The organism is Trinickia mobilis (assembly GCF_017315705.1).
Lineage (GTDB): Bacteria > Pseudomonadota > Gammaproteobacteria > Burkholderiales > Burkholderiaceae > Trinickia_A > Trinickia_A mobilis.
Map to the genome: position 1 here is coordinate 288483 of NZ_JAFLRF010000001.1, position 25748 is coordinate 314230.

Genomic DNA, 25748 nt, shown 5'->3' on the forward strand with positions numbered 1-25748 from the left:
CTTAAAATGGATGTGACCGTTGTCTGGGCTGCGATCATCGCGCTCGGCCTGTTCCTGTATGTCGTGCTCGACGGTTTCGACCTCGGCATCGGCATCATCTTTCCGTTCTTCCCCGAGGAGCGCGAGCGCGACCTGATGATGAACACCGTCGCCCCCGTATGGGACGGCAACGAGACTTGGCTCGTGCTCGGCGGCGCGTCGCTCTTCGCGGTGTTTCCGGTCGTCTATTCGACCGTGCTCTCGGCGCTCTACCTGCCGCTCATCTTCATGCTCGTGTGCCTGATCTTTCGCGGCGTGTCGTTCGAGATCCGCGCCAAGGCGCAGCGCACGAAGCCCATGTGGGATCTCGCGTTCATGGGCGGCTCGGCCGGCGCCGCGTTCTTCCAAGGGATTGCGCTCGGTGCGTTCCTGCAAGGCATTCCTGTCGAGAGCGGCCAGTTCGCCGGCAGCGCGTTCGGCTGGCTCACACCTTTCAGCCTGCTGACGGGGCTCGGCCTCGTGGCGACCTACGCGCTCCTCGGCGCGTGCTGGCTCGTCGCGAAGACGGAGGGCGATCTGCAGCGGCGCCTGCATCGCGTCGTGTGGCCGCTCACGCTCGTGCTGCTCGCGTTCATCGCGATGGTCAGCGTATGGACTCCGCTGCAGGACCCGAGCGTGGCCACACGCTGGTTCGATTCGGGCTTGTTCTATCGCTTGCTGCCGGTGCCGTTCCTCGTCGCGGTCTGCGCGTTCGTCATGTACCGCGCGGTCAACGGGCGGCATCACGCGACGCCGTTCTTCATCGCGCTCGCGCTCGTCCTGCTCGGTTACGCAGGCTTGCTCGTGACGCTCTGGCCGTATGCGATTCCGTCGAGCGTGACGGTGTGGGAGGCCGCCGCGCCGCGGTCGAGCCAGACCTTCACACTCGCCGGGGCGGCAGTGATCCTGCCGGTCATTCTCGGCTACACGATCTTGGGCTATTGGGTTTTCCGCGGAAAGGTGCGCCATGGCGACGCGCATTATCACTAAATCGATTGCCGCGCTTCAGCGCGCGAGCTGGGCGATGCCGCGCTGGGTCTGGTGCGTCGCGCTGTGGTGCGTCGGCGTAAGCGGCGCGATGCTGGTCGGCGCGCTGTTCAAGGTGTTCATGAACGTTACGCTATTTGCCGTATCGAAGTGATCGGCAGCGCAGGACCACGCCGGGGATGCGGTGATCGGCATCCCCGGCGCTTCCCTCTCTCCCCGTCTTTCCCCGCTCCCTCACCGCGCGGTATGCATTAGACGAAATGGCGCGGTGCTTTTTGAAGCGGCGACGCGTCGTCGCTTCAGCACCGGGCCGCACGGCTAGCCGCATCAGCACGCGATGCTCGTCGCCACGGGCACCACCGCACCGCCGAAAATCGGATGCTTGTCGTCGTCGAAATCGTGCGTCTTGCAGGTTTGGGACGCCCCCGCACCGAGCGTCACGTGGCGTGCGCCCGATGGCTCGTAGTCGACAAAGAAACTCTCGTCCCACACGCCTAGCTGCACTTTCGCGCGCGTCGCGTCGACGGCTTGTTGCGGCACGAGCGAGAAACGGTAGACCAGGCGCCCGTTCTCGATCGCCACCCGGAAGTTCGACGCAACGCCAAAACGCAGCGGCACCCCGTCGACGAACAGATGGGTGAAGTAATCGGCATCCTCGAGCGACGAGAACGCCTGCTCCCAGAACAATTGCGTCTGCGCCGCGTTCAACGGACCGCTCGCCGGCAGTTCGGACAGCCCCGCAATCGCCACCGGAAAGCCCCGCGAGAAAATCCATGTCTCGTTGACCGCAACGATCGCGGTGCCCCGCATATCGACCGACAAGGCATAGTTGATCCACACATGCGGATGCGCGTACGCCGTTTGAGCGGCCAGCCACACCACCGTCGCCAGGGCGATATGCCGCCAATCGCGCATGGCGCGCGATAAGCGTTTCATCCCAGCAGACGTGCGATCCAAACTCATTTCCATCCTTGCAGCGACGCCGATCGGCAAATAGCCGTTCTACGCCGGAATTACCGGTTCGACAATTCCAATCTATGAGACTCATAGGTTGCGGTCGTGACGGGGGCGGGCGCCGTTAATGAACCGAAGAACCGAAGCAGGCGTTCGGGGCGGCATCCTGCAAACATCGGCGATTCAGGCTACCCTGTCTGCCGTTCCTGCTTCCGCCCGCAGGCCAGTGGGGCGACAGGCTACCTCCATCAGGAAAGCAATGACGCAACCGCTAACTATCGATTTTGTCTCCGATATCGCGTGCCCGTGGTGCGCTATCGGCCTATCCTCGCTCCAACTTGCGCTGTCGCGCCTTGGCGACGCGGTTGACGCCCAAATCGTCGTGCATCCCTTCGAGCTGAATCCGCAGATGGGGCCGGAGGGCGAGGCTATTGTCGATTATCTCGGCAAGAAATACGGACGCACGCCGGCGCAGATTGCCGAAACGCAAGCGCTGATCCGCGAGCGCGGCGCCGACGTCGGCTTTGTCTTCAGTCCGCGTACGCGCGTCTATAACACCTTCGACGGACACCGCCTGCTGCATTGGGCCGGTATCGAAGGCAGGCAGTTGCCGCTCAAGCTGGCGCTGCTGCGGGCCTATCATTCCGAGGGCAAAGACCCAAGCGACCATGACGTCTTGGTCGAAGCGGCGCAATCGGTAGGACTTGACGCTGCGCAGGCGCGTGACGTGCTGCGAAGCGGCGACTTTGCCGATGCAGTTCGTGCGGAAGAGCGGAAATACCAGGAGCTGGGCATACAGTCGGTGCCGTCGATCATCTTTAACCAGCGCTATCTGGTGACCGGCGGACAACCGGCGAAAGAGTTCGAGCAAGTGATCCAGCAGATTCTGGCTGAAGCGTAGCGTGGCTGCACACTGCTACCCAATCCCGTGAACTGGCGCTGGTGCAAAAGCACGACTTCAACGCGTCTTCGAGCGTCTCCGGCAACACGTCCGAGGCTTGTGGTTCGGCCGTTTGCCCGACGCGTGCTATCACATCCTCTCCCCATCTAAAAGACGCACAGCGTCTCTGCCAATCCGAGTAAGCGGGATCGATCTGCGTGACTGACGCTGCCTGCGGACGGCCGCACGCTCGCGCCATGCCTGCCAAGAATGGGAGTTATTCGTCTGCGCTACCTTCCCGCGCTCGCCGCGTTGCCCGAACATGCAGCGCAAGACGAACCTGCGGTTCGCCTACCCCGAATCGAGACCCCCCATCCACTGATCGGAGACTTATTCATGTCGCTCCAAGACAAACTCGACGCATTCAAGGCAGACTTCCGTGCGGGCAAACCGCCGTTCAGCGCACCGCCGGAAATCCATCCCATCATGGAACGTGCGACGGCCGAGCTCATCGCGAGTGGCCAAGCCTCTCGCGCCATCAAGGCCGGTGACCGCGCCCCGCAGTTCCGCTTGACGGATCAGGACGGCAACGTGGTTTCCTCGGCCGAGCTGTTGGCCAAGGGTTCGTTGGTCATCAGCTTCTACCGCGGCGTCTGGTGCCCGTACTGCAACATCGAGCTGCAAGCCCTGAACGAAGTCTTGCCTGAAATCCAGGCCCTCGGCGCCAACGTGGTCGCGATCTCGCCGCAAGTCGCCGCCAACAGCAGGAAGTCCGTCCGCCAGAATCACCTGAACTTCCCTGTGCTGAACGACAACAAGAACGAAACGGCTGCCGCATTCGGTCTGCGTTTCACGCTTCCCGACTATCTCATCGACCTGTACAAGAAGCTCAAGAACGACCTGCCGGCATTCAACGGCGACCCGAGCTGGACACTGCCCATGCCCGCGCGCTATGTGATCGGCCAGGACGGCGTGGTGCTGTACTCGGAAGTCAATCCCGACTACACGCACCGCCCCGACCCGTCGGAGATGCTCCCGGTGCTCCAGAAGGCCGCGCAGAGCGCGTAACTCGCGATGGACCGCGCTGCTCACCGCAGCGCGGTCGCGTTCACGCGAGCCCATTCCGTCGAGGAATCATTGATATTTCGGGCGAATATCTTCCGCCGGCCGGCACCCCATGTGATGCTTCGCTCCACCTTTCACGGAGCACCCGATCATGAATAGATTGCTTGACAAGACTGCTGTCGTTACTGGCGGAAACAGCGGCATCGGCTTGGCGACCGCCAAGCGATTCGTCGACGAAGGCGCCTATGTCTTCATTGCCGGCCGGCGCCAGGAAGAGCTCGATCAGGCAGCCGCGCAGATAGGCAAGAACGTCACGGCCGTCAAGGCCGATGTCACGAAACTCGAGGACCTCGATCGTCTGTATTCGATCGTTCAGGAAAAGCGCGGGCAGATCGACGTGCTTTTCGCCAATGCCGGCTCGATCGAACACAAGACACTCGAACAGATTACGCCGGAACATTACGACAGGACGTTCGACGTCAACGTGCGAGGTTTGATCTTTACGGTGCAGAAGGCGCTTCCCCTGTTGCGCGACGGCAGCAGCGTCATTCTCACGAGTTCGATCGCCGGTGTGCTGGGGCTCGAGGCGCACGACACCTACAGCGCAGCGAAGGCTGCGGTGCGTTCGCTGGCCAGGACCTGGACGGTCGAGCTGAAAGGAAGAGGCATTCGCGTCAACGCGATCAGCCCGGGCGCAATCGACACTCCGATCATCGAAAGTCAGGTCTCGACTGCTGCGCAGGCGGATGCGTTGCGCGCCAAGTTCGCCTCGGTCACGCCATTGGGCCGTGTAGGCCGGCCAGAAGAATTGGCGGCTGCGGCGCTCTTTCTTGCGTCGGAAGACAGCAGTTATGTGGCGGGCATAGAACTCTTTGTGGACGGCGGATTGGCGCAGGTCTAGCACTCCTCTCGGGCGTCATGCCCTTGCGGAATAACTGCTATTCGTCGATCCTCTCTACCGCGCGTCTCCCCATTCGAAGACCATCACAGGCAAAGCGGGAAATCAACACCGCGCGGCGCACCCGTGTTTGTCGTCTTCCCCCGCTCACATTCTAAGGAAATCGAAATGATTGAAGTCCACGCGTTCGCAACGCCGAATAGCGTCAAGGTACCCATCGCGCTCGAGGAAATGGGCATCGCCTATGAACTCAAGCCTGTCAACGTTCGCCAGGGCGAACAGAAAGCGGAGCGCTTCCTTTCGCTGAATGCGAACGGCAAGGTGCCGGTGTTGATCGACCCGCACGGTCCGGACGGTCAGCGTCTGGTCCTGACCGAATCCGCCGCGATCCTGATCTATCTCGCCGAGAAGTCGCAGACGCTGTTGCCCGCTTCCGGCGCGGCGCGCGCCCGTGTTGTCGAGCAGCTGTTCTTTCACGCCTCAGGTATCGGCCCGGCCTTCGGACAATCGGGGTTCTTCCAGAAGCAGGCGCCCGAACGCCTTCCCTTCGCAATCGAACGCTTCAGCAATGAAGCAAAGCGGGTGATGACCGTCCTCGACGGCGTGCTGAGCCGCTCGACGTTTACTGCGGGCGAGGCGTTCACGATCGCCGACATCGCCCACTTCGGATGGCTGTGGCGCCGCGAATTCGCCGGTATCGACCTCAAACAGTTTCCGAACGTACTGCGCTGGTATGAGACCGTCCATGCCCGGCCCGCCGTGGCCAGGGCCGTGCAACGCGTTGCCGCGCTCGTCCCGCAATCCTGAGCGCCATCAGTCAGGCCGAACATCCCCATTGCGCGGCGGCCTCGCGCACGATGCGAGGCCGCCGCGCCAAGGCGAGAAAGCATCGTGTTGAGTCGAACGACGATCAGCTCGGGCCGATACCTCGAAAACTTCAAGGATCTGCCGGAGCACATCCGCTGGAAACCCGAGCAGATCGAACGATCGATGCGGGAGACGATGGATTTGCGGCCCGCGACAGGCGAACTATGGCTGTTCGGCTACGGGTCGTTGATCTGGAATCCGGTGTGCCGGTTCGAAGCGCGCAGGCGCGCGACCTTGCAAGGATGGCATCGCAGCTTCTGCCTGCGCATCGTCGCCGGACGCGCGAGCGCATTGATGCCGGGCAGGATGCTGTCGCTGGAACCCGGCGGCCTCACCCAAGGCATCGCGTTCCGCCTGCCTACCGCTGCGCTCGCCGAGGAGCTGCGCCTCGTCTGGATGCGCGAGATGCTGACTGGCGCCTATGTTCCAACCTGGTCTACGGTCACGCTCGACGACGGAAGCCAAGCGACCGCGTTGAGTTTCGTCGCCAGACAAGGACATCCGCTCTATGAACAGGACGCCTCCGTGCTTTCGGTGGCGCCATTCGTCGCCACTGCGTCGGGTCCGCTCGGCACCAATGCCGAGTACCTGTTCAGACTCAAGGCAGCGCTCACGGAGTGGCGCGTATCCGATGCTTACATCGACGCGCTCGCCGACGCTGTCGGCCGCATAGGGTCGTCACTTTAATCCCCCAATGTGACCTTGCTCAGTCCTTTCAGGCTCAATAGAATGCTCTTTCGTGTCATCCAACGGTTGCTCATGAATCAGCCTCTGAACGCTTGCCGCGCTCACCGGCTTTGACGGCACGCGGCGGACGCTTCCACCATTCACCCAGCAAGGAGAGGCGCTGTGGACCGGCTAACAGCAATGGAAACCTTTGTGAGCGTGGTGGAGTCGGGTTCCTTTTCGGCTGCCGCGCGGCTGCTGAATGTAGGACAGCCGGCCGTGTCGAAATCCATTGCCTTGCTCGAAGAGCGGCTCTCGGTACGCCTGCTGTTGCGCTCGACGCGCGGCTTGATGCCGACCGAAGCCGGCCAGGCATTTTACGAGCGGGCCAAACGCGCGATCGAAGAGGCCGATGAAGCGGAGCTCGCAGCCCGCGGCGCGGGCTCCAATCTCACGGGGCGCCTGCGCGTGTGCGCCGCCGTTACGTTTGCCCGGCTGCACATCGTGCCCACTATTGGACGGTTCCTCGAAGCGTACCCCGACCTCAACGTCGACCTCGTCCTCGACGATCGCAATGTCGATCTGCTCGAAGAAGGCATCGACATTGCCTTGCGCATGGGGCAGCTCGAGGACTCCGCCATGACCGCACGCAAGATCGGCGAAGTGCCGCGCCTCGTGGTGGGCACACCCGCCTACTTCAAACGGGCCGGCGTCCCAGCTTCCCCAGCGGAGCTGACTTCCCATCAGGCAATCGTATATAACCAGCGCGGCGGCGGCGGAACATGGACGTTTCGACGCGAGAGCTCGGAGGTGGCCGTCGTCGTATCGGGACGCGTTGCCATTACGGCGGCTGAGGGAATCCGTGCCGCGGTGCTCGCCGATCTAGGCTTGGCCGTAGTATCCGAATGGATGTTCTCGCCGGAGCTGAAGAGCGGCGAGGTCTGCTCGGTGCTCAACGACTGGCGCCTGCCTCCCATCGAACTTTGGGCCGTGTTCCCGGCAGGCCGCATGGTCAGCGCCAAGACACGGGCTTTCCTCAGCTTCCTCGAGGATATCTTGGGCCCCGGCACGGATGCCGCAAGCTGAGAAGATCTTTTGAAAGCCGCAGCTGTGACGTCGGGCTTTTATCGGCGAGGGGGAACGATTCTGGCGAGGGTCGAGCACGCAGACTCGCGGCGGACGCGATTCGCACAACATCCATGTTCGATCATCGAAGGAGGATGAGCAGGCGTCCGGGCCACTATCGAACCTCGAACGCCTGCTTGGAGGACCGCTCAACGACCGCGGTAAAGGTTGCGCTCCGCAACAGACAGACCAGACTGACCAGACTGACGACCCGACTGCGTCACCTCTGGGGCGGCACCGCCGTAGGCCGCGCTTGCCGGCGCGTTTGCCTGATCGCGTTCGGCAGCGAGGGTCTGCGCGCTTTGACCGCGCTGGGAAGCAGGTGCACCCTCCGACGGACGATAGAAAGGCGCCGGCCCATATCCGCTCGCGAACGCGGGAACGGCAAACGACGTGGACACGGCCACAAGCAAAGCGGCTACGAGACGATTCTTCATGACGGACTCCAAGTGAAAGTGATGTGATGACCGCCCCGATAGGCATCGGAAGCGGCATCGACGGTGAAGGCAAGTGTAATCGCTCCCTATCCGGAATCTAGACCCGCAGGTCGAAATCAGAAGCGCGAATTCGCGAACAATGCGAAGGCGAATAAAATGCCCAGTCGTGCATACCGCGGGGGAACCGGTCCAGAGATTTCATTCTCTTCGGACATAACAGGTATTCCCGGCGCGTACCTACGAGCCGGCGATGCCGATGAATAACATCAAAGCGCGTCCGTCAATCGGCGAACAGGTGTTGCATCTTCCGATCCCGCCGCGACCCGCCATTTCTACTTTTGTAGTCCTATCAAACGTGGCGGAGGTTCGACATTCCTATGGAGAACACACGCGTCACGCTAGGCGCCGGCACTCGCGCTTGCAAAGGCGTCTCCGCTCTCGCACTCGAGGTGGAGTTCATTCATAAACCTCATGCAAAGGCCGACCAAAATACGTTTGATGGCGCTCCATCGCCCACGCACACTACCGATACGTCCAGTACGAGTAACAGTACGGAATATTGAATGCCTCGGCGATCAGGAGACACGCAATGCATAGAGAAATATCGGCAGACTTTCCGTTTGGGCTCAAGAGAGCTCGCGTGCACGACGCCGAAATGGCGTACGTCGATATCGGGGAAGGGGATCCGATCGTCTTCCTGCACGGCAATCCCACCTCTTCTTATACATGGCGAAATGTCATTCCGCATGCGCAGGCGCTCGGACGCTGTCTTGCGCCCGACCTGATCGGAATGGGTGCGTCGAGCCCCTCTCCGACGTACTCCTACAAATTCGCGGATCACGCGCATTACCTCGATGCGTGGTTTGAACAGATGAAGCTGCGCAAGAACATCATTCTGGTTGTTCAGGACTGGGGGGCAGCGCTCGGGTTCGACCGCGCGGTCCGCTTCCCCGATTCGGTCTCCGGCATCGTTTATATGGAAGCCATGGTGCGCCCGCGGCTATGGACCGACATGCCGCCCGAGCGCCAGCAGACGTTCAAGCGGCTGCGCGGAGAGGAAGGGGAAAAGATGTGCCTGGAAGACAACTTCTTCGTGGAGAAGATGTTGTTCGAATACGGCGTCATTCGCAAGCTTACCGCTCTGGAGAAGGAAAACTATCTGAAGCCGTTCCGCGAGCCAGGTGTCTCGCGTCTGCCGACGCTCGTATGGCCGCGGCAGATTCCGTTCGACGGCGATCCGCCGGACACGTATGCGCGCGTCAAACGATACAGCGACTGGCTCGCGCAAAGCGCTCACTTGCCCAAGCTTTTCATCAACGCAGAGGAAGGACACGGAACGGCCGGTGCAGCACGCGAGTTTTGTCGTGCATGGCCCAACCAACGCGAGATCTCCTTGCGCGCCAAGCACTATTTGCCCGAGGACTGTCCACACGAGATTGGAGAGGCGGTTGCCCGATTCGTGACGGAAGTGCGTAGTGCGACCTGGAACGCCGGTCAGGCGTCTTAAGATCAAAACGTCTCATCATGTCGACAATTCAAACTGCGCACCCAGATCCGGATCCGGCTGACCCATCGGCAGCCGGGACCCATGCGTCACCAGACCCATGGAACGCGCTTCGCCGCGAACTGGCGGCCGCCTTGGGCGCGTCAGCGCATTTCGGCGCGGGTCACTTGGCCGTGTATGCGGCCGACGCCTCCAATTACCGACAAGTGCCGCTGGCGGTCGTCATTCCCAGGTCGATCGACGAACTGATCGAAGGGATAGAGGTATGTCGGCGCCACAACGCACCTGTCCTGATGCGAGGTGCGGGTACCTCAATGAGCGGGCAAACCGTCAACACGGCCGTCGTGTTCGACGTATCCGCCCACTGTTCGAGCATTCTCGAACTAGACCCCTCATCACGTACGGCTCTTCTTGAGCCCGGCGTGATATGCGATCAGCTTCGCGACGCCGCCGAACAGCACGGACTCACGTTTGCGCCGGATCCGTCGACTCATAGCCGGTGCACACTCGGTGGGATGATCGCCAACAACTCCTGCGGCCCACACTCTGTGATGGCCGGAAAGACGCTTGAGAACATCGAAGAAATAGAAGTTCTGACCTACGACGGGGCACGGTTCCGGGTCGGGCCGACCAGTGAGGAAGAACTCGATCGCATCATCGCAGAAGGTGGGCGAAAGGGAGAAATCTACGCAGGCCTGCGGGCCCTTCGTGACAGGTATGCCGACCTCATCCGCAGCCGCTTTCCGAACATCAGGCGCCGGGTCTCGGGCTATAACCTCGATCAGCTGCTGCCCGAAAACGGCTTCAACGTCGCTCGTGCGCTAGTCGGAACGGAGGGCACGTGCGCACTGACGCTTCGCGCACGTGTCCGCTTGGTTCACAGCCCCGCGCATCGAGTCGTTCTCGCCTTGGGATTCCCCGACATCTATGTCGCCGCCGACGCGGTACCGGAATTTTTGCAGTGCTCCCCGCTCGCCATCGAGGGGCTCGACCGCCAGATCATTCGAGGTCTCGAAGCACGGAAATTGGCCGCTGCCGAGATTGCCATGCTGCCCGAAGGCGACGCGTGGGTGCTCATGGAGTTCGGCGGAGAAACGCCGGAGGAGGCCGTTGCAAACGCCGAACGCGCCGCAGCGAAGCTTCTGAATCGAGGCACTGGCCCAATACCGACAAGCAAGCTGCTCGTGAGCCGCGAGGAGCAGAAGCGGATCTGGTCGATCCGCGAGAACGGCGCCTCCAGCACGCAACTGACCATCGATCCCGGCGAACCCGATCCCAAAGTCGGATGGGAGGATGCGGCGGTCGATCCGCACCGGCTCGGAGACTATCTGCGCGCCTTCCAGGGGCTCGTCGATCGTTACGGGTACAAGACCTCGCTGTTCGGCCATTTCGGCGACGGGTGCGTCCATGCGCGCATCACGTTCAACCTCAAAGAGGCACAAGGGGTACTCGACTATCGGCAGTTCGCACGAGAGGCCGCACAGCTCGTCGTCGACTACGGCGGTTCGTTGTCGGGCGAGCACGGCGATGGGCAGGCAAAGGGCGAGTTGCTTCCGATCATGTTCGGCGACGAGCTGATGGAAGCGATGCGCACCTTCAAGAAGATTTGGGATCCGCAGGGCCGCATGAATCCCGGAAAAGTTGTCGATGCACGCGGTCTCGATGAGGACCTGCGGATGGGCCCCGCCTACAAGGTCGTCAACTTTTCCACCAAGCTTCAATTCAGAAGCCAGGAAGGAAACGGCTTTCAACGCGCGGTGGAGCGTTGCGTCGGCATGGGGCGCTGTCGCACCGAAAAGGGCGGCACGATGTGCCCAAGCTATCGGGCGACGCACGACGAGCGCTTTTCGACTCGAGGCCGCTCGAGACTTCTCTGGGAGATGTTGCAGGGCGATCTGGTTCATGAGGGCTGGCAAAGCGAGCCGGTGAAGGAGGCGCTCGATACTTGCCTCGCCTGCAAAGGTTGCCGGAGCGACTGTCCGACGCACACGGACATGGCCTCGTACAAGGCCGAGTTTCTCGCTCACTATTACGAGCGCCGGCGTCGTCCGCGGCAGGCAATTTCCATGGGCCGCATCGGCGATTGGGCGCCCGTCGCCGCTCGCCTGCCCGCCCTCGCCAATGCGCTTACGCAGACGCCTCTCGTTTCGTCCATTGCCAAGCGAATCGCCGGTGTTGCTTCGGGCAGGACGCTGCCCCGCTTCGCGCCGCAGACTCATAGCAGAATGCACAAACGTCGCGCCGCCAAGCCTTCGCCGTCGTTGAAGAAAGTGATCCTTTGGGTAGACACGTTCTGCGAGCACTTTCATCCGGAAATCGCCCATGCCGCGGTTGACATACTCGAGATCGCCGGCTTCGATGCGCAGTTGCCCAAGCGGCGCCTTTGTTGCGGCCGGCCGCTCTACGACTATGGTTATCTCGACGCGGCCCGTGGGCGCTTGCAAGAGATCCTCGATACGTTGTCTCCCCTCTTCGATGAAGACAATGCACCCGTCGCGCTAGTCGGGCTGGAGCCCGGCTGCATGTCGGTGTTCAAGGACGAACTGCTGAAGATGTTTCCCGATGATCCGCGGGCGAAGGTCCTCGCCGAGAAAGCTTTTTTGCTTGGCGATTTCCTCAACCTCAACGGATATCAACCGCCTCAGTTTCGCGCCGACGTGATTGTCCATGCGCACTGCCATCAGAAGTCGCTCTTCGGCGTGGCCGGTGAAAAGGCGATTCTCAACGCGATGGGCGTCAACGCGACGTGGCTCGATAGCGGGTGCTGCGGGATGGCGGGTTCCTTTGGCTTCGATCCGGGGCATCAGGAGATTTCTGCGAATGCGGGCGAGCTCGTGCTGTTGCCCGCTGTGCGCAAAGCTCCGCAGCAAGCATTCATCTTGACGAACGGCTTCAGTTGCCGGGAGCAAATTCAGCAAAAGACCGGTCGCCAAGTCGTGCATTTCGCCGAGCTTCTCAAGATCGCGCACCAACATGCCGGGACGCGACCGGACAGCGGAAATGCCGTGGCTGCGAACGCCTCGCTGGAAGGTGCAAGTCATTGAACCGCCGCCCGATACGGACTTTACATTCAAGGAGTGCATCGTGACATCCCCCTTCCCGACCCATCCTCAACAGCCTATTCGGGGCGTCCTCGCTCCGGTCGTGACGCCGTTCCGATACGACCTCGAGGTCGACACCGGCGCATTCATCGAACACTGCAAGTGGATTGTGGATGCCGGCGCCGGCCTGGCTGTGTTTGGAACCAATTCGGAAGCCGCTTCGCTGTCGCTTTCCGAACGAATGTCGTTGCTCGACACATTGATCGACGCTGGACTGCCGGCCGCGAAAATGATGCCGGGCACCGGCACGGCTTCGCTGAAGGAGACGGCAGAGCTGACCCGCCACGCCGTCAATGCGGGGGCGGCCGGTGTGCTCATGTTGCCGCCGTACTATTTCAAGAATCCGTCGGAGAACGGCCTCTTCGACTACTTTTCCCGCGTGATCGACTCGGTTTCCGATTCGCGGTTGAGAATCTATCTCTACCACATCCCGCAGTTTACGCAGGTCCCCATCACGCTGGGTCTCATCGAGCGCTTGGTCAAGCGCTATCCGGGCGTGGTTCGCGGCGCAAAGGATTCGTCGGGGGATTGGGCGAATACCGAGGCGATGATCCGCACTTTCGGGCGCGATGGATTCGACGTCTTCCCCGCAAGCGAAGCGCTCCTGGCCAAAGCCGTGGCGATCGGGGGTGCCGGATGTATCAGTGCGACGGCAAACATGAATCCTCGCGGACTCGCCGAGCTTTACGACGCACTGACCTCCGGCAAGCCCACTACGACATCGAGCACCGCGTTGGCCGTGCGCGAAATCTTCATGTCGGTGCCGATGATTCCCGCCATGAAATATGTGATTTCGAAGGTCACCAAGCAGCCTGCGTGGTCGATCGTGCGGCCGCCGCTGACTTCGCTTCCGGACGAGTTGGGAACGGACCTGCTGAAGCGCCTTGAAGACGTTCGCTTCGCCATGCCGGGCCGGAACGCGTAGCCACGCGCCCCGCTTCGCCATCTCGAGAGAGAAGCCGCCGATCACGATTGCTGCTCCATAACGACAGGACGCCTGCGGCGCGGCGCGGAGACGAAGGTCGATGCGACGATAAAAGACGGAGTGAGCCGGATCGGCATCAGGATTCAAAGAGGAGACAAGGATGACTAGCTTGGAGAGCTACGCTGGGCAGACGCCCGCGTCGGCATCGAACAGAACGTTGACGAGGACGTCCCTCGTATTCGTCATGATTTTGCTCGGCACCTCGTACATGTTCAACGCGATGGACCGGCAGGTGTTCCCTGCGCTGCTCGGCGGAATTCGGACGACGTACGGTTTGACGCTGGCTCAATCGGGATTCGCCAGTACCGTCTTTTCGATCAACGTCGCCATTTTCGGAGCGACCAGCGGATGGTTCCTCGCACGCTTCAAGCGTCGCTCGATTCTCGTCGGAGGTCTCATTGGCTACTCGCTCTTTACGCTCCTCACACCGCTTGCGCAAGGCTTCGTCAGTCTGTCGGCCTATCGTGCGTTGACCGGAATCGGCGAAGCGCTGCAGATTGCGACGATCTTCAGCTGCATGGGCAGCTACTTTGGCCGGAGCCGCGGCGCGGCGATGGGAATCATGCAGGCGTTCTTCGGTTTTGGCGCCCTCATAGGCCCGATCGCCGGCACACGTCTCGGCGCGTGGTTCGGATCGTGGCAGATTCCAATGTATCTGTTCGGCGCAGCCGGCATCCTCATTGCCGTCGCCGCTGCGTTCTTGATTCCCGCCGGCTTTATCGAGGCGACGGAGTCAGGCAGCGGCAAGACCGACCGGATCCGGGTGACGCACGAAGAAGTCCCCCGGCTGCTGAATCGAAACGTCACGCTCGGTTCCCTCTCTTTCGCACTCGTCGGACTAGCTTTCTTCTCGTACACCGGACTTTATGCGACGTTCCTTCGCGAGCATTTGCATTACTCGCCGGTGGCGGCCGGCTCCGCGCTGGGGATGTATGGACTTGGCGCAATGGGTGCAGTCGTCGGCGGCTGGGCCGGCGACCGCCTCGGAAAGGCGGGGGTCTTGGCCGGCCTTGCCGTCTTGGCGGCAGTGAGCTTTGCCCTTTTCAACGGTGCAACCCGCCCGCTTACGCACGCCCTTCTCTCGTTCGTGTTCGGCCTGATGGTCAGCGGGTTTTTCTATGCCCGCTTTGTGTCCGTCATTCAACGCAGCGCCCATCCCGCACAAATCGGATATGCCGTGTCCGCGGCGATGGCCGGCTTCTATATCAGCGGACCGTTCGCAGGATTTCTCTTTGGAAAGCTCGTGGAAATCTGGGGGTGGTCTGTTGCCGCCAACGTGATGGTGTTCGCGCCTCCCTGTATCGCCATCGTGCTCATGAGCTTCTTTGATTTCTCTCGACTCGAGTGAGTGCAGAGAATTCCGCTAGTCGCGTCCCGCTGTCGCGGCCACGCGGTTTCATTCGGGAAATCCGAAAACGTCGTTATCGACAACGAATTTTGTCGTGAGGTGGAGCAATGAATCAACATCAGAACCCGTCGTCCCCACGGCGTGCGCTCGTCATCGGCGCCTCCATGGCCGGACTCTTTGCGACCGCCCTGCTGCGCAAGGCCGGCTGGTCCGTCGAGCTTTTTGAACGCTCGGACATTGAACTGTTCGGGCGCGGGGCGGGCATCACTTTGCAGCCGGAGCTCCACGAGGCGCTCATGGAAAGCGGCGCGGACGCGAGCCGGCTCGGCGTCGAGATTACCGAGCGCATCGCGATCGACCGGGAAGATCGCGTCATCGAACGGTTGACCTATCCCCAGGTCGTGACGTCGTGGGACAAGCTCCATCACATCATGCGCGCGCGAATCCCGAGCGAACACCATCATCTCGGGTGCAATCTGGATTCGGTCGAACAGTCCGCCTCAGGCGTTACAGCCCGCTTTTCGAATGGGCGCATCGAGAAAGCAGACCTTCTGATCGCGGCTGACGGATATCGCTCCGTCGTTCGAGACCTGTACATGCCGGATGTCCAGCCCATCTATGCCGGCTACGTGATCTGGCGCGGCGTCGCGGACGAGAGCGCAATGCCGAAGTCCGCGAGAGACACGATCTTCGACAAGTTCGCTTTCTTCCTGCCGCCGAACAACAAGATCATCGGTTACCCGATTCCGGGACAAGATCACGCGCTCGAGCCAGGCCGCCGGCGGTACAACTGGGTATGGTATCGACCGGTCGACAGGGAAACGCTCGAGACCATGCTCGTCGATGAAAGCGGAACCTACCATCGGCTTTCGATCGCACCTCCCAAGGTTCGTCAGGATCTGATCGACGAGATCAAGCGTGCAGCCCAGGACCGGCTTCCGCCGTCGTTCAGCGACACGTTGATGGCGATTCCCCGTCCCTTCTTCACGCCGATCTATGACCACTTCTCTCCAAAGATGGTATTCGGACGCGTCGCGCTGATCGGCGACGCCGCGTCCGTCGGCCGTCCCCACATCGGCATGGGCGTCGCCAAGGCCGCCGCCGACGCGCAGAGACTTGCCGAGCTTCTGCGCGACGCTTCCGTGCCTGTCGATCAGGCACTGGCGCAGTTCGAAAAGGAACGTCTGGGCGTCGGCCTGAAGTCAGTGGAACGCGGTCGTGCGCTCGGCCAGTATCTGCTTCTGCCTCATGACTCCGATAACGCCGCACACGACGCGCATTGGGAAGAGTTCCACAGCGTCCACGGCATTCTCAAGAACACGGCAACGTCCGACTTCCTCAGAGCGGACTGATTGTGAGCTTGACTGTCGTCGCTACGACGTCAGACCCGAAACTCAACCAGAGAGATCGAGATGTCCATTTCCGACCTTCCAGTCCCCGACTATTCGAACAACATGCGCATCATCGGCCACTCGGACCAGGGTGGCCGCCCTGATGGCGTGCAGCTCATGGTCCATCGAGGCTATGCGTACGTGGGCCATATGTTCTCGAAAGGATTCAGCGTCATCGACGTACGGGATCCGTCGAAACCGAGGCCCGTCAACTATGTCCCTGCCGAACCCGACACCTGGAATATCCACTTGCAGACGCACGACGACCTGTTGCTCGTCATCAACGCCAAAGACATGTTCGCGGCCACCGAGTTTCAGGACGAGCGCGCGTACTACAGCGGCGCGCTCGGCGAGAAGGTGGGCACCGCCGGCAGGCCGAGCACCGGACGTCATTGGCGCGCAGGACTCGCCGTCTATGACATCTCGAAGGGGGACGCTCCGCGCGAAATCGGCTTTATGCCCGTAGAGGGCGGCGGCATTCACCGCGTGTGGTACACGGGGGGGCGTTGGGCCTATGCGTCGGCGCTTCTTGATGGATATACGGACTATATCTTCATCACCATCGATATGTCCGATCCCCGCCACCCGAAGGAAGCCGGCAGATTCTGGCTGCCCGGCATGCATGCCGCCGGTGGAGAGGCGCCCTCCTGGGACGGCACGAGACGCAACGGCCTGCACCACCCGATCGTCCACGGCGACACGGCCTATTGCGCCTGGCGGGATGCTGGCATGGTCATCCTCGACGTGGCCGACCGCTCGGCGCCGAAACCGATTACCCATCGAAACTGGTCGCCTCCGTTCCGCGGCGGCACGCACAACTGCCTGCCCCTGCCCGATCGCGATCTGCTGGTCGTGCTCGACGAAGCGGTGCTTGACCATCAGGAAGACGGCGAGAAGTTCATCTGGATGTTCGACGCCCGCGAGAAGTCCAACCCGGTCAGCATCTCGACATTCCCGACGCCGTCCGAGTCCGACTACCGCTCGAAACCCGGGCACTTCGGGCCTCACAACTTGCACGAAAACCGCCCCGGCTCTTTTGTCAGCTCCGAAATCATCTTCGCCACCTATCAGAACGCAGGCGTGCGCGCGTTTGACATCAGAGATCCATACCGCCCGGTGGAGATCGCAGCATGGGTGCCGCCCGCGCCGACCCGCCTGATGGACCAGCGTCCGAACCGGCCGCGAGTCATCCAGTCTGCGGACGTGTTCGTCGATTCGAACGGCATCGTTTATTCGACCGACTACAACGGTGGCCTCTACATCCTGGAGGTCGAATCGTGGCGATAAATGCAGCGATTGTCGGGCTTGGCTGGTGGGGAAAGCATCTGTTGCGGCAAATGGAGGAATCCGAAGCGCTCCGCTTCACCGCGGCGGTGGGCAGCCGCGACGCTCATCGGCAGGCGGCAGATGCCCATGGGCTGCCTTTCACAACAGATCTCGAAAGCGTTTTAGGCGACGACACCATTCAAATGGTGGTGTTGACCACTCCGCATGCGCTGCACGCCCAACAGGTCATGAAAGCTGCCGCCCACGGCAAGCACGTCTTCTGCGAGAAGCCGCTTGCGCTGACCGTCGACGATGCGCTCAAGTGTGCCGAGGCATGCGAGAAAGCGGGCGTTAGGCTGGGACTCGGGCATGAGCGCCGCTTCGAAAGCGCAATGGTAGAAGCTCGGGAATGGATAGCGCGTGGAGCGCTGGGGAGCATCGTGCACGCCGAGGCCAGTTTCAGCCATGACAAACTGGCCAACGTTCCGACGGAAAACTGGCGGTTTACCGACACGGATCTGGCGCCGCTGCCGATGACCGCGACAGGCATTCACTTGAGCGATCTCTTGCTCGACATGCTCGGTGACGTCACCGAGGTCTACGCGGCGTCGCCGCGCCGTGACGCCGGCGCCGTGAGCCGCTCGCTTTCGCTGCATCTTCGCTTCGCGAGCGGAGCAACGGGTTACGTGAGTTCCATACTCGAAACACCGTTGTATATGCGACTCGCCGTTTTCGGCACCGCCGGTTGGCTGGAGGTCCGAAACCTTGCGCATCCCGATGCGCGCGGTTCCAGCATCGTAACCGTTCGCAGTGCGAATGGGTCAGAAAGATCGACTTGGCATGATTGGAACGATTCAGTAAGGGCGAATCTGGAGAGTTTCTGCCACGCCGTGGCCAACGATGCGCCCTACCCAATTTCCATCCATCAAATGGTTCGGAACGTTGCCGTCATGGCGGCCGCCGCTGAATCGCTAAGAAGCGCCCGGCCCATAGATTTGACGACCTGGTAACAAAAAGATGCCGGCAATTAGAAGATAAATAGATTGGAGACTTATTTTGAAGAAGCCGTTTCTTTTCAGGTTTTCCTCAATTTCCCTTGCCTTATCCGCCATCATTCCGGTTGCCGCCCACGCTCAGTCCTCGGTTGCTGTATACGGGATATTGGACGCTGTAGTGGGCAGCTTTAAAGGCAGCGGGGATCCGGCCGCCACGGTGGGTCTGTTGAACGGGGGACAAACCACTTCTTTCGTGGGGATGCGCGGCACCGAAGATCTCGGCGGCGGATACAAGGCCGACTTCGTACTTGAGGAATATATTCTCCTCAATACCGGTCAGGCTGGCCGCTTTGCCGGTGACGCCCAGTATTCCAGAAACGCCTATGTCGACCTGTCCACCCCGTATGGGACTTTGCGAATGGGGCGCCTCGTCACCCCGTTGTTCTACATTACGGCCAAAACCAACCCGATGCCGGGCTCCTATCGCTTCAGCCCGCTGCAGACCGTGACGTGGATCGCCGATTACGGCCGCAACGTATGGGGTGACACGGGCTGGGACGACGCTATTCTCTACGAGTCCCCGTCGATTGACGGTTTCAAGTTTTCCGTGCAAGAGACCCTGCCTGGCACCGGCGCACATAACCAGTCGGCGTCCGTGGAATACAGCAACGGACCGCTCTACCTGGCGGCCCTCGTGCAACGGGTGAAATATGGACTTGGGTTTCTCCCGGGGATCGAGCGCCAAGACACGTATTATTTCGGCGGCAGTTACGACCTCCAGTACGCGAAGCTTTACGCGTCCTATTACCACAACGCCGAGTCGAACGACGGGCAGATTCACAACGTCTACCAAAGTGGCGTATCCATTCCGTTCGGGAGCCTCGTGCTGGATGTCGCTTATTCGAGAACCGACACGCCGGTCGGGGGCGGCACTACGGGCTACTTCCGTAATACAGCGGGGGTGACGTTCGACTACGCGTTGTCCACGAGAACGGACATCTATGCGAGCTACCTTTATGACAAGCTGAGCATTGCAGGGACCGCGAACAGCTTCGGTGTCGGGATCAGGCACGCCTTCTAGGGGATTGAGGTGATCCGAGCGGACCAGGGCGTCACGCCTTTACAGGGGCTTCGCCGCCGATAGCCATCGACAAAATCCAGTCTTTGAAGGTAAGCAATTGCGGCAACGGGGCAGACTGCGCCGGAAGACATAGAAAATAGCTCAGCCCCGTTTCAAGCGGCCGCTCGATCGCGAGCTGGACCGCGCCGCTGCGAAGCTCGTCCTGGACGAGGAAGCTCGGAACCAGGCCCACGCCGATGCCGGACGATACCGCCTCTATCAGGTGGGACGTCAATTCAAATTGCGGCCCGAGGTTCATCGCCTCGGAAACGAGGCCCTGAGCTTCAAACCATCGCCCCCAGACATTGGGTCGCGCCGCAACGCACAGAAGCAAGTGCTGCGACAGATCCGCCGGTTTACGCACCGGCGCAGCAGCCGCAAGTGCGGGGCTGATGATCGGCAACAACGTTTCGTCCATCAGACGATACGAGGTCAGACCGGGCCACGCCCCATCGCCCACGCTGATCGCGGCATCCATCCCCTCCGCCGCCAGATCGAACGGACCGATTCGGGAATGAAGATTGATCAGGATGCCGCTGTGTTTGGCGTAGAAATCACTTAACCGGGGAACCAGCCATTTGCTTGCGAACGTGGGCAGCGCCGCAAGATCTATCGTCCCGCGCCCCGTTGCGGAAGCAATCGCGTGAAGCGATGCGTTTCGGATCCGCTGCAACGCACCGCTGATCTCCCGGTGATAGGCCGAACCGATTGCCGTGAGCAGCAGTTTGCGGTTGATGCGCCGAAACAGCGCCGCCCCTAGTAGTTCCTCCAGCGCTTGAACCTGGCGACTTACCGCGCTCTGCGTCAGCGCCAATTCGGCCGCTGCGCGAGTAAAACTCAAGTGCCGAGCGGCAGCGTCGAACGCTATGAGCAACGACATGGACGGTGTCAGGCGACGCGGGTTCATTCATCGACCTCGGGTAACAGACATGTGTGAGTGCCTTCAAAGACCCAGGCCACGCGGAAGCACTCAACGGCCCGACAAGATCGCCGGCAATTCCCTGACCCACGCGGCTTGATTCACGACGTGTCGCAAGCAGGTGAAGCATATCCCGAAATGGAATATCTGTTATTCCTCCGCTCGGGCCGCCGCATCGCCGAGCGCCTTCTGATTCACGATCCGGCGCGACCGAGCGACGGAAACTGCGGCAGCACGTACTCGGACAGCTCCTGCAGAATCTCGGCGAACGGGCGCCGTGACGGCTTCGGATTGAATGCCGCGTGATTGACGCCGGCCTGTCGAAGCGTGTCGAGATACCGGATCAGCCCGTTTCGTCCGACTCGAATTCCCGCCGGGATCGAGCTCAGCGGAAAGTCCGGATCCTCTTCGAATTGCAGGAAAAGACCCTCGAGGAAGGGCTTGAAAACGGCTTCTCCATTCACTCGCCATACTGCATCGAACCAGGTGCGCGTAATCAGCGATACCCGCTCCAGCCCCACGTTGTAGAAGAACCAACCGTCCGAATTCCGCGCAATCCATTCGACGTCCTGTCTGCTGCGGCCCGTGACGAAAGTCGGGATCTCACGCACGGTCGGCTTCGGTACCGTGTCCAAGCGGCCCGTCAACGACCCGAACCGCGGGAACGTCCCAACCGGAAAATCCTGCTCCGTGGCGAGGCGCAGCAACTCAAAAGCTTCGCGGAATCGATCGCCACGCTGCTCGAAGTCCGCTTCGAGTCCGAACGCCGGGTATTCGCTCGCTCGGTCGCCAGACGCGACACCAAGCAGCAAACGTCCGTTTGTCAGCCGATCGATCGACGCCGCCTGCTTCGCCAGAAGAAGCGGATGCCGCAACGTGATGACCGCGCTGCCGGTACCGAGCGCAATCCTCGACGTATTGGCAGCCAGAAAGCCCAGGTACGTGAACGGGTCGAAGATCTGTCCGACGTCGCCGAACGCGGGATCGAAAGTCGGGACATCTCGCGCCCAGAGTGCCGCGAAACCCAGTTCATCCGCGAGCCGGGTCACGGCCGCATGATCCTTCATCGTCGGCACCGGACTGTCCGGATAGCCTTCGAGGGGCAGGATGAAACCCAACGTCAAATGCCCCGGAGCAAACACGCGCGAAAAGCCGGGTAGGCGCTCAATAGGTCGACTTTCCATGCTCTGTGCCACCTCCACACTACACTCCAATAAAATAGGCAATTCGGCGGACAGGCCCGGGCCGGCGAAGCCGGATGAGCCTAATAGGCATTAACTTGAGCTTTAGAGATGCCCCCAATCCAACGATTTGATCCTACAGTTTGTCCAGGCGGCAAGCGGTGGCAGTCGCGAAGCACGGCGACCCTTTCATCCAGATGTCCGCCGCACTTCAGATCAAAGTGGAGAGTGGCACCATGACTTCGATTACGATTTACACGACACCGGCCTGCCCTTACTGCGTCGCCGCCAAGGCGCTTCTCAAGCGGAAAGGCGTGACGTTCGCCGAAATTAGCGTCGACGAGAATCCCGCCTTGGCGAAGTCGTTGCGGGAGCGGACGGGACGCCGCACGGTTCCGCAGATTTACATCGGTGAACACCATGTGGGCGGTTTCGACGACCTCAGGGCACTCGACGATGCAGGAAACCTGGACGCGATGCTCATGAGCCACTCCAGCGTCAACTGAGGCCAACCACCGCGCCAAACACGCCGCGAACGGATCAGGCAAGCCTTACGGATGCGCCCCCTAGACGCGTTCAACGAGTTTGAACGCGTCGGGAGCTCGCGTGGCCGTCCACCCGTTCGGCGGCGGCTCCGCCCCCTCCGCGGCGTCTGTAGGCCGCGAGAGGCCGTTTCGCCGGGAGTTACCCGGCAACCGCCTCTACAGTCAGCGACGAGTAGTCCGTATAGCCCCTGGCGTCGCCACCGTAGAAGGTCGAACGGTCGTAGCGAGCCAGCGGTGCGCCCGTCCGCAGACGCTCAGGCAAATCCGGATTCGAAACGAACAACCTGCCGAACGCGACGAGGTCCGCATGACCCTCGACGAGGATCTGCTCCGCGCTCTCGCGCGTGAACCCGCCGGCCGCGATGATCGGACCCTTGAAGAAACGGCGTGCGTCCTTCGACGAGAAGTCCGACTCACTTGAATCAACGTCTTCGATTCCTCGAATACGCGGCTCGATCACGTGCAGGTATGCGAGCTTGTAGTCGTTGAGTCGCCGCACCACATAGCCGAACGTTGCATGTGGATCGCTATCGGACATCGTCCCATAGGTGCCGCTCGGCGCGAGGCGGACCCCCACCCGATCCGGACCCCACACGGCGGTCACCGTTTCGAGCGTTTCAAAGAGCAGGCGCGCCCGGTTTTCGAGTGATCCGCCATAAGCGTCGGTGCGATGGTTCGTCCCGTCCTGCAGGAACTGATCGAAAATATAGCCGTTGGCGGCGTGAAGCTCGACGCCATCGAAACCCGCTTCCTTCGCGAGGATCGCGCCGTAGCGGAACTGCTCGACGATGCCTTGAATTTCATGCAACTCGAGCGCGCGCGGCACTTCGAGTTCCGCTTCAACGATGTTGCCGTTCTCATCGCGGATTGCCGCGTACTCGAGCGAGCGCAAGGCAGAAGGAGCAACCGGCGTGATACCGCCTGTATTTGCCGAATGTGCCTGGCGCCCTGCATGCCACATCTGCAGGAAGATGCGCCCGCCCTTGGCGTGGACCGCGTCGACCACCCGCTTCCAACCTCTTGCCTGGTCCACAGTGTAGATACCGGGCGCATCAACGTATGCGATGCCAAGCTGCGAGACCGCAGTCGCGTCGGTGATCAGGAGACCACCGTCTGTCGCCCGCTGCGTAAAGTACTCGACCATCAGGTCGCCTGGCACGTTGCCGGCCTCGGTACGCATGCGCGTCAGCGGTGCCAGCACAACGCGGTGTTTGAGTTGAGACGATCCAACCGTAGTCTGGGCGAAGAGCTTTTTCATTGCGATATCCTCGATGTGAGTGATGAAGTAGCGCAATGATGATCGCAGGCGACGCGGACCAGAAGACGCCGCCCGGCAATAGATCTCATTCCTTTGCGGAATACGCGCCAGCGCCAGCCTGCGGGCTCGATCACGCGGGGACGCTCATGCGCATTCCCGTTCGTTCGAGCCCGGCTATCGAGCCTGCACGGGTCTTCTGGGCACCCCTTGCGAAGGCAACGCGAATCCCCCCAAAAAGTCGAGCGCCGCGCCCCGTATGGTTTCAGGCGCGGCGCTACGAGGCGCAGCGAACGATTCCCGCTGGCCAAATGACACGCATAAAGCGCTCGGCTAGATCAAAACCATTCCGCCGTCCACCATGACTGTCTGACCGGTAATGTAGTCGGAGTCAGACGACGCGAGAAACGTCGTAACACCGACAAGATCTTTTGGCGTTGAATACCGGCCCAACAGGATGTCCGTACTGAAATCGTTGATTGCCTGATCCGGCCGGGATGTGATGCCTTTTTCGACGAATTCCCGGTTGAGCTGATCCCACAGAGCGGTATGCACGACGCCAGGGCCGAAGCAGTTCACCGTGATCTTGTGCTCTGCAAATGCTCGGGCGGCCGCCTGCGTCAACCCGACGACTGCAAACTTGCTGGCGCAATAGTGGGCAAATACCGGATAACCCTGCTTGCCGCCAATCGAAGCCGTATTGATGATCTTTCCGCCTGTTCCCTGTGCAATCATCTGCTTCGCCGCCTCTTGTGTCCCCATCAATACACCGAGGCCGTTGACGTTCATCAGCCTGTTCCAGCCAGCCTCTGTAATCTCGAGATACGACGCCGTCTCGATGATCCCGGCATTGTTGAACATGACGTCCAATCGCCCAAAGCGCTCGACTGTCTTCGCCACCAAAGCTTGGATGCTCGCCCGGTCCGTTACGTCCACGCGCACGGCAATGGCGGCCCCTCCTGTGTTCGACACCCTATCTTCGGCGACCTTCTGCGCCGCGCCTTCGTTGATGTCGGCGACTATTACGTTCGCACCATTTGCCACGAGGTCAGCCGCTATCCCGGCGCCAATTCCGCTGCCGGCTCCTGTGACGATGATGCTGCGCCCCTTGAGCCGGTCGCTCGCCGGGCTCGAATTTGCAGTTTCTTGACTGGATTCAGACATGTCCCGCTCCATTGATTAGCCCGCAATCGAACTCGATGCTTTGCGCCGAAGAGCGATCGAACGAATCAAGGTGTCGCCCGACCTGTCCGGCGACACCTTGCCGGTCGTCACTTCGGGAGGAAGGGACGCTCAGATAGCAAGGAAGCCGCCGTCCACGTAGAGCTCGGCGCCCGTGGTGTAGCTGGCTTCGTCGCTGGCTAGATAGAGGATCGCGTAGGCCAGTTCGATCGGCTTACCCATGCGTTTCATCGGTGTGCCGGAGACGACCAAATCGTTCAGTTCCTCGTTCTGCGCGTCGACCATCGGCGTGCGGGTGATACCAGGGTGGACAGAATTGACGCGGATCCCGTCTCCCACATAGGTAAGGGCAGCGTTCTTCGTCATGGTGCGGACGGCGCCTTTCGAGGCGTGGTAGGCTGCGGCGCCCGGAGCGCCGATCGTGCCCCAGATTGACGAGATATTGACGATCGCGCCTTTCTTGTTTTTCTGCATGACCGGGATGACATGCTTCATCCCAAGGAACGGGCCCGTCTGGTTGACCGCAATCGTGCGGTTCCACGACTCGAGCGAGCACTCGGTAATGGGCTCGTAGGTCAAGATGCCGGCGTTGTTGACCAGGATGTCGATGCGGCCGTATTTTGCCTCGATATCCTTGACGATCTTCTGCCAGTCACTTTCCTTGGTGACATCGAGGCGCATGCCCTCGATGTTGGTGCCGAACTTCTCCTTCGGCTCAGCCAGGTCGCCGACGACGACCTTCGCACCCTCCTTCACAAACAAGTCGACCACCGCGCGGCCGATGCCTTGGTTACCACCGGTGATCAAAGCTACTTTGCCTTCCAGTCTCATTTCCATACTCCTGTGGACACGCTACAGATGGGACATTCCAAGTCGCCACCATGGACAAGGGCGAGAGGCAGCGCCCGCTCACCCGATTCGACTTCTAAGCGGATTTCTCTTCAACGGCGGCGGGCATGACGGTCACCCGAGTGTGCGGAGAAACCGCTTCCCGAATCGAGACCGGCCTTGCCTACCTCATCAAAATCACCTCTCGTCACGCACTTGGTTAGCAATCCA

The 25748-nt window shown here is 61.1% G+C and carries 24 protein-coding genes; 17 read left to right on the forward strand and 7 right to left on the reverse strand.

The window, feature by feature from the left end; translation table 11 throughout:
• Nucleotides 1-6: 6 nt before the first annotated feature.
• Nucleotides 7-1008 carry a cytochrome d ubiquinol oxidase subunit II gene (cydB, locus tag J3489_RS01365; protein ID WP_206995420.1) on the forward strand — a complete coding sequence of 334 codons (1002 nt, stop codon included), beginning with the start codon at nt 7-9 and terminating at the stop codon, nt 1006-1008.
• On the forward strand, nt 986-1159 hold the full coding sequence (locus J3489_RS01370; protein WP_206995422.1) for a hypothetical protein: 174 nt from the start codon (nt 986-988) through the stop codon (nt 1157-1159). The genes cydB and J3489_RS01370 overlap by 23 nt, the downstream gene beginning before the upstream one ends.
• A 173-nt stretch (nt 1160-1332) precedes the next feature.
• Here J3489_RS01370 and J3489_RS01375 read toward each other — a convergent pair whose 3' ends face one another.
• Nucleotides 1333-1941, reverse strand: coding sequence for a DUF1007 family protein (locus J3489_RS01375; RefSeq protein WP_242539685.1), 609 nt, complete (start codon nt 1939-1941; stop codon nt 1333-1335).
• 277 nt (nt 1942-2218) lie between these two features.
• Here J3489_RS01375 and J3489_RS01380 point away from each other — a divergent pair, with 277 nt between their 5' ends.
• The 6 genes from J3489_RS01380 (at nt 2219) to J3489_RS01405 (ending at nt 7421) form a co-directional block, all read left to right on the forward strand.
• Nucleotides 2219-2860 (forward strand): DsbA family oxidoreductase, encoded by a 642-nt coding sequence (locus J3489_RS01380; RefSeq protein ID WP_206995424.1) that lies wholly within the window; start codon nt 2219-2221, stop codon nt 2858-2860.
• A gap of 375 nt (nt 2861-3235) precedes the next feature.
• Entirely contained in the window at nt 3236-3907 is a 672-nt protein-coding gene (locus tag J3489_RS01385) for a peroxiredoxin-like family protein (RefSeq protein WP_206995426.1), read from the forward strand.
• 148 nt (nt 3908-4055) lie between these two features.
• Nucleotides 4056-4805, forward strand: coding sequence for an SDR family NAD(P)-dependent oxidoreductase (locus tag J3489_RS01390; protein WP_206995428.1), 750 nt, complete (start codon nt 4056-4058; stop codon nt 4803-4805).
• 165 nt (nt 4806-4970) lie between these two features.
• Nucleotides 4971-5609 carry a glutathione S-transferase family protein gene (locus J3489_RS01395; protein WP_206995430.1) on the forward strand — a complete coding sequence of 213 codons (639 nt, stop codon included), beginning with the start codon at nt 4971-4973 and terminating at the stop codon, nt 5607-5609.
• Between the two features lie 84 nt (nt 5610-5693).
• On the forward strand, nt 5694-6356 hold the full coding sequence (locus J3489_RS01400) for a gamma-glutamylcyclotransferase (protein ID WP_206995432.1): 663 nt from the start codon (nt 5694-5696) through the stop codon (nt 6354-6356).
• 162 nt (nt 6357-6518) lie between these two features.
• Complete coding sequence (locus tag J3489_RS01405) at nt 6519-7421, forward strand: LysR family transcriptional regulator (RefSeq protein WP_206995434.1); 903 nt, start codon at nt 6519-6521, stop codon at nt 7419-7421.
• Between the two features lie 188 nt (nt 7422-7609).
• On the opposite strand, the gene J3489_RS37300 is transcribed toward J3489_RS01405, so the two are convergent.
• A complete protein-coding gene (locus J3489_RS37300) occupies nt 7610-7897 on the reverse strand; it encodes a hypothetical protein (RefSeq protein WP_242539688.1) in 288 nt (95 codons plus the stop codon).
• Nucleotides 7898-8486: 589 nt separating this feature from the next.
• On the opposite strand from J3489_RS37300, the gene J3489_RS01410 reads away from it, so the two are divergent.
• From J3489_RS01410 to J3489_RS01445, 8 genes are all read left to right on the forward strand, one after another.
• Complete coding sequence (locus J3489_RS01410; protein ID WP_206995437.1) at nt 8487-9404, forward strand: haloalkane dehalogenase; 918 nt, start codon at nt 8487-8489, stop codon at nt 9402-9404.
• A gap of 17 nt (nt 9405-9421) precedes the next feature.
• Nucleotides 9422-12445, forward strand: a complete 3024-nt coding sequence (locus J3489_RS01415; protein ID WP_206995439.1) for an FAD-binding and (Fe-S)-binding domain-containing protein — start codon at nt 9422-9424, stop codon at nt 12443-12445.
• Between the two features lie 40 nt (nt 12446-12485).
• Nucleotides 12486-13427: a dihydrodipicolinate synthase family protein gene (locus J3489_RS01420; protein WP_309491311.1), complete on the forward strand. Its 942-nt coding sequence runs from the start codon at nt 12486-12488 to the stop codon at nt 13425-13427.
• A gap of 160 nt (nt 13428-13587) precedes the next feature.
• Complete coding sequence (locus J3489_RS01425; protein WP_206995441.1) at nt 13588-14835, forward strand: MFS transporter; 1248 nt, start codon at nt 13588-13590, stop codon at nt 14833-14835.
• Nucleotides 14836-14942: 107 nt separating this feature from the next.
• The gene (locus J3489_RS01430; RefSeq protein WP_206995442.1) at nt 14943-16187 is read left to right on the forward strand and encodes an FAD binding domain-containing protein; all 1245 of its coding nucleotides are present in this window, start codon (nt 14943-14945) and stop codon (nt 16185-16187) included.
• A 60-nt stretch (nt 16188-16247) separates the two neighbouring features.
• Nucleotides 16248-17513, forward strand: coding sequence for an LVIVD repeat-containing protein (locus tag J3489_RS01435; RefSeq protein WP_206995443.1), 1266 nt, complete (start codon nt 16248-16250; stop codon nt 17511-17513).
• On the forward strand, nt 17504-18502 hold the full coding sequence (locus J3489_RS38520; protein ID WP_206995444.1) for a Gfo/Idh/MocA family protein: 999 nt from the start codon (nt 17504-17506) through the stop codon (nt 18500-18502). Before J3489_RS01435 ends, J3489_RS38520 begins: the two co-directional genes overlap by 10 nt.
• A 46-nt stretch (nt 18503-18548) precedes the next feature.
• Nucleotides 18549-19568: a porin gene (locus J3489_RS01445; RefSeq protein ID WP_206995445.1), complete on the forward strand. Its 1020-nt coding sequence runs from the start codon at nt 18549-18551 to the stop codon at nt 19566-19568.
• Between the two features lie 31 nt (nt 19569-19599).
• Here J3489_RS01445 and J3489_RS01450 read toward each other — a convergent pair whose 3' ends face one another.
• Both J3489_RS01450 and J3489_RS01455 read right to left on the reverse strand, forming a co-directional pair.
• Entirely contained in the window at nt 19600-20514 is a 915-nt protein-coding gene (locus J3489_RS01450; RefSeq protein WP_206995446.1) for a LysR substrate-binding domain-containing protein, read from the reverse strand.
• Nucleotides 20515-20720: 206 nt separating this feature from the next.
• Nucleotides 20721-21710, reverse strand: a complete 990-nt coding sequence (locus tag J3489_RS01455) for an LLM class oxidoreductase (protein WP_206995448.1) — start codon at nt 21708-21710, stop codon at nt 20721-20723.
• 233 nt (nt 21711-21943) lie between these two features.
• Between J3489_RS01455 and grxC the strand changes: the two genes are divergently transcribed.
• Nucleotides 21944-22213, forward strand: coding sequence for a glutaredoxin 3 (grxC, locus tag J3489_RS01460; protein ID WP_206996026.1), 270 nt, complete (start codon nt 21944-21946; stop codon nt 22211-22213).
• A 178-nt stretch (nt 22214-22391) separates the two neighbouring features.
• Here the strand turns inward: grxC and J3489_RS01465 are convergent, their stop codons facing one another.
• The 3 genes from J3489_RS01465 to J3489_RS01475 form a co-directional block, all read right to left on the reverse strand.
• Complete coding sequence (locus J3489_RS01465; RefSeq protein ID WP_206995450.1) at nt 22392-23510, reverse strand: alkene reductase; 1119 nt, start codon at nt 23508-23510, stop codon at nt 22392-22394.
• A 330-nt stretch (nt 23511-23840) separates the two neighbouring features.
• A complete protein-coding gene (locus tag J3489_RS01470; protein WP_206995452.1) occupies nt 23841-24671 on the reverse strand; it encodes a glucose 1-dehydrogenase in 831 nt (276 codons plus the stop codon).
• Between the two features lie 129 nt (nt 24672-24800).
• Nucleotides 24801-25520, reverse strand: coding sequence for an SDR family NAD(P)-dependent oxidoreductase (locus tag J3489_RS01475; RefSeq protein WP_242539689.1), 720 nt, complete (start codon nt 25518-25520; stop codon nt 24801-24803).
• Nucleotides 25521-25748: the final 228 nt, after the last annotated feature.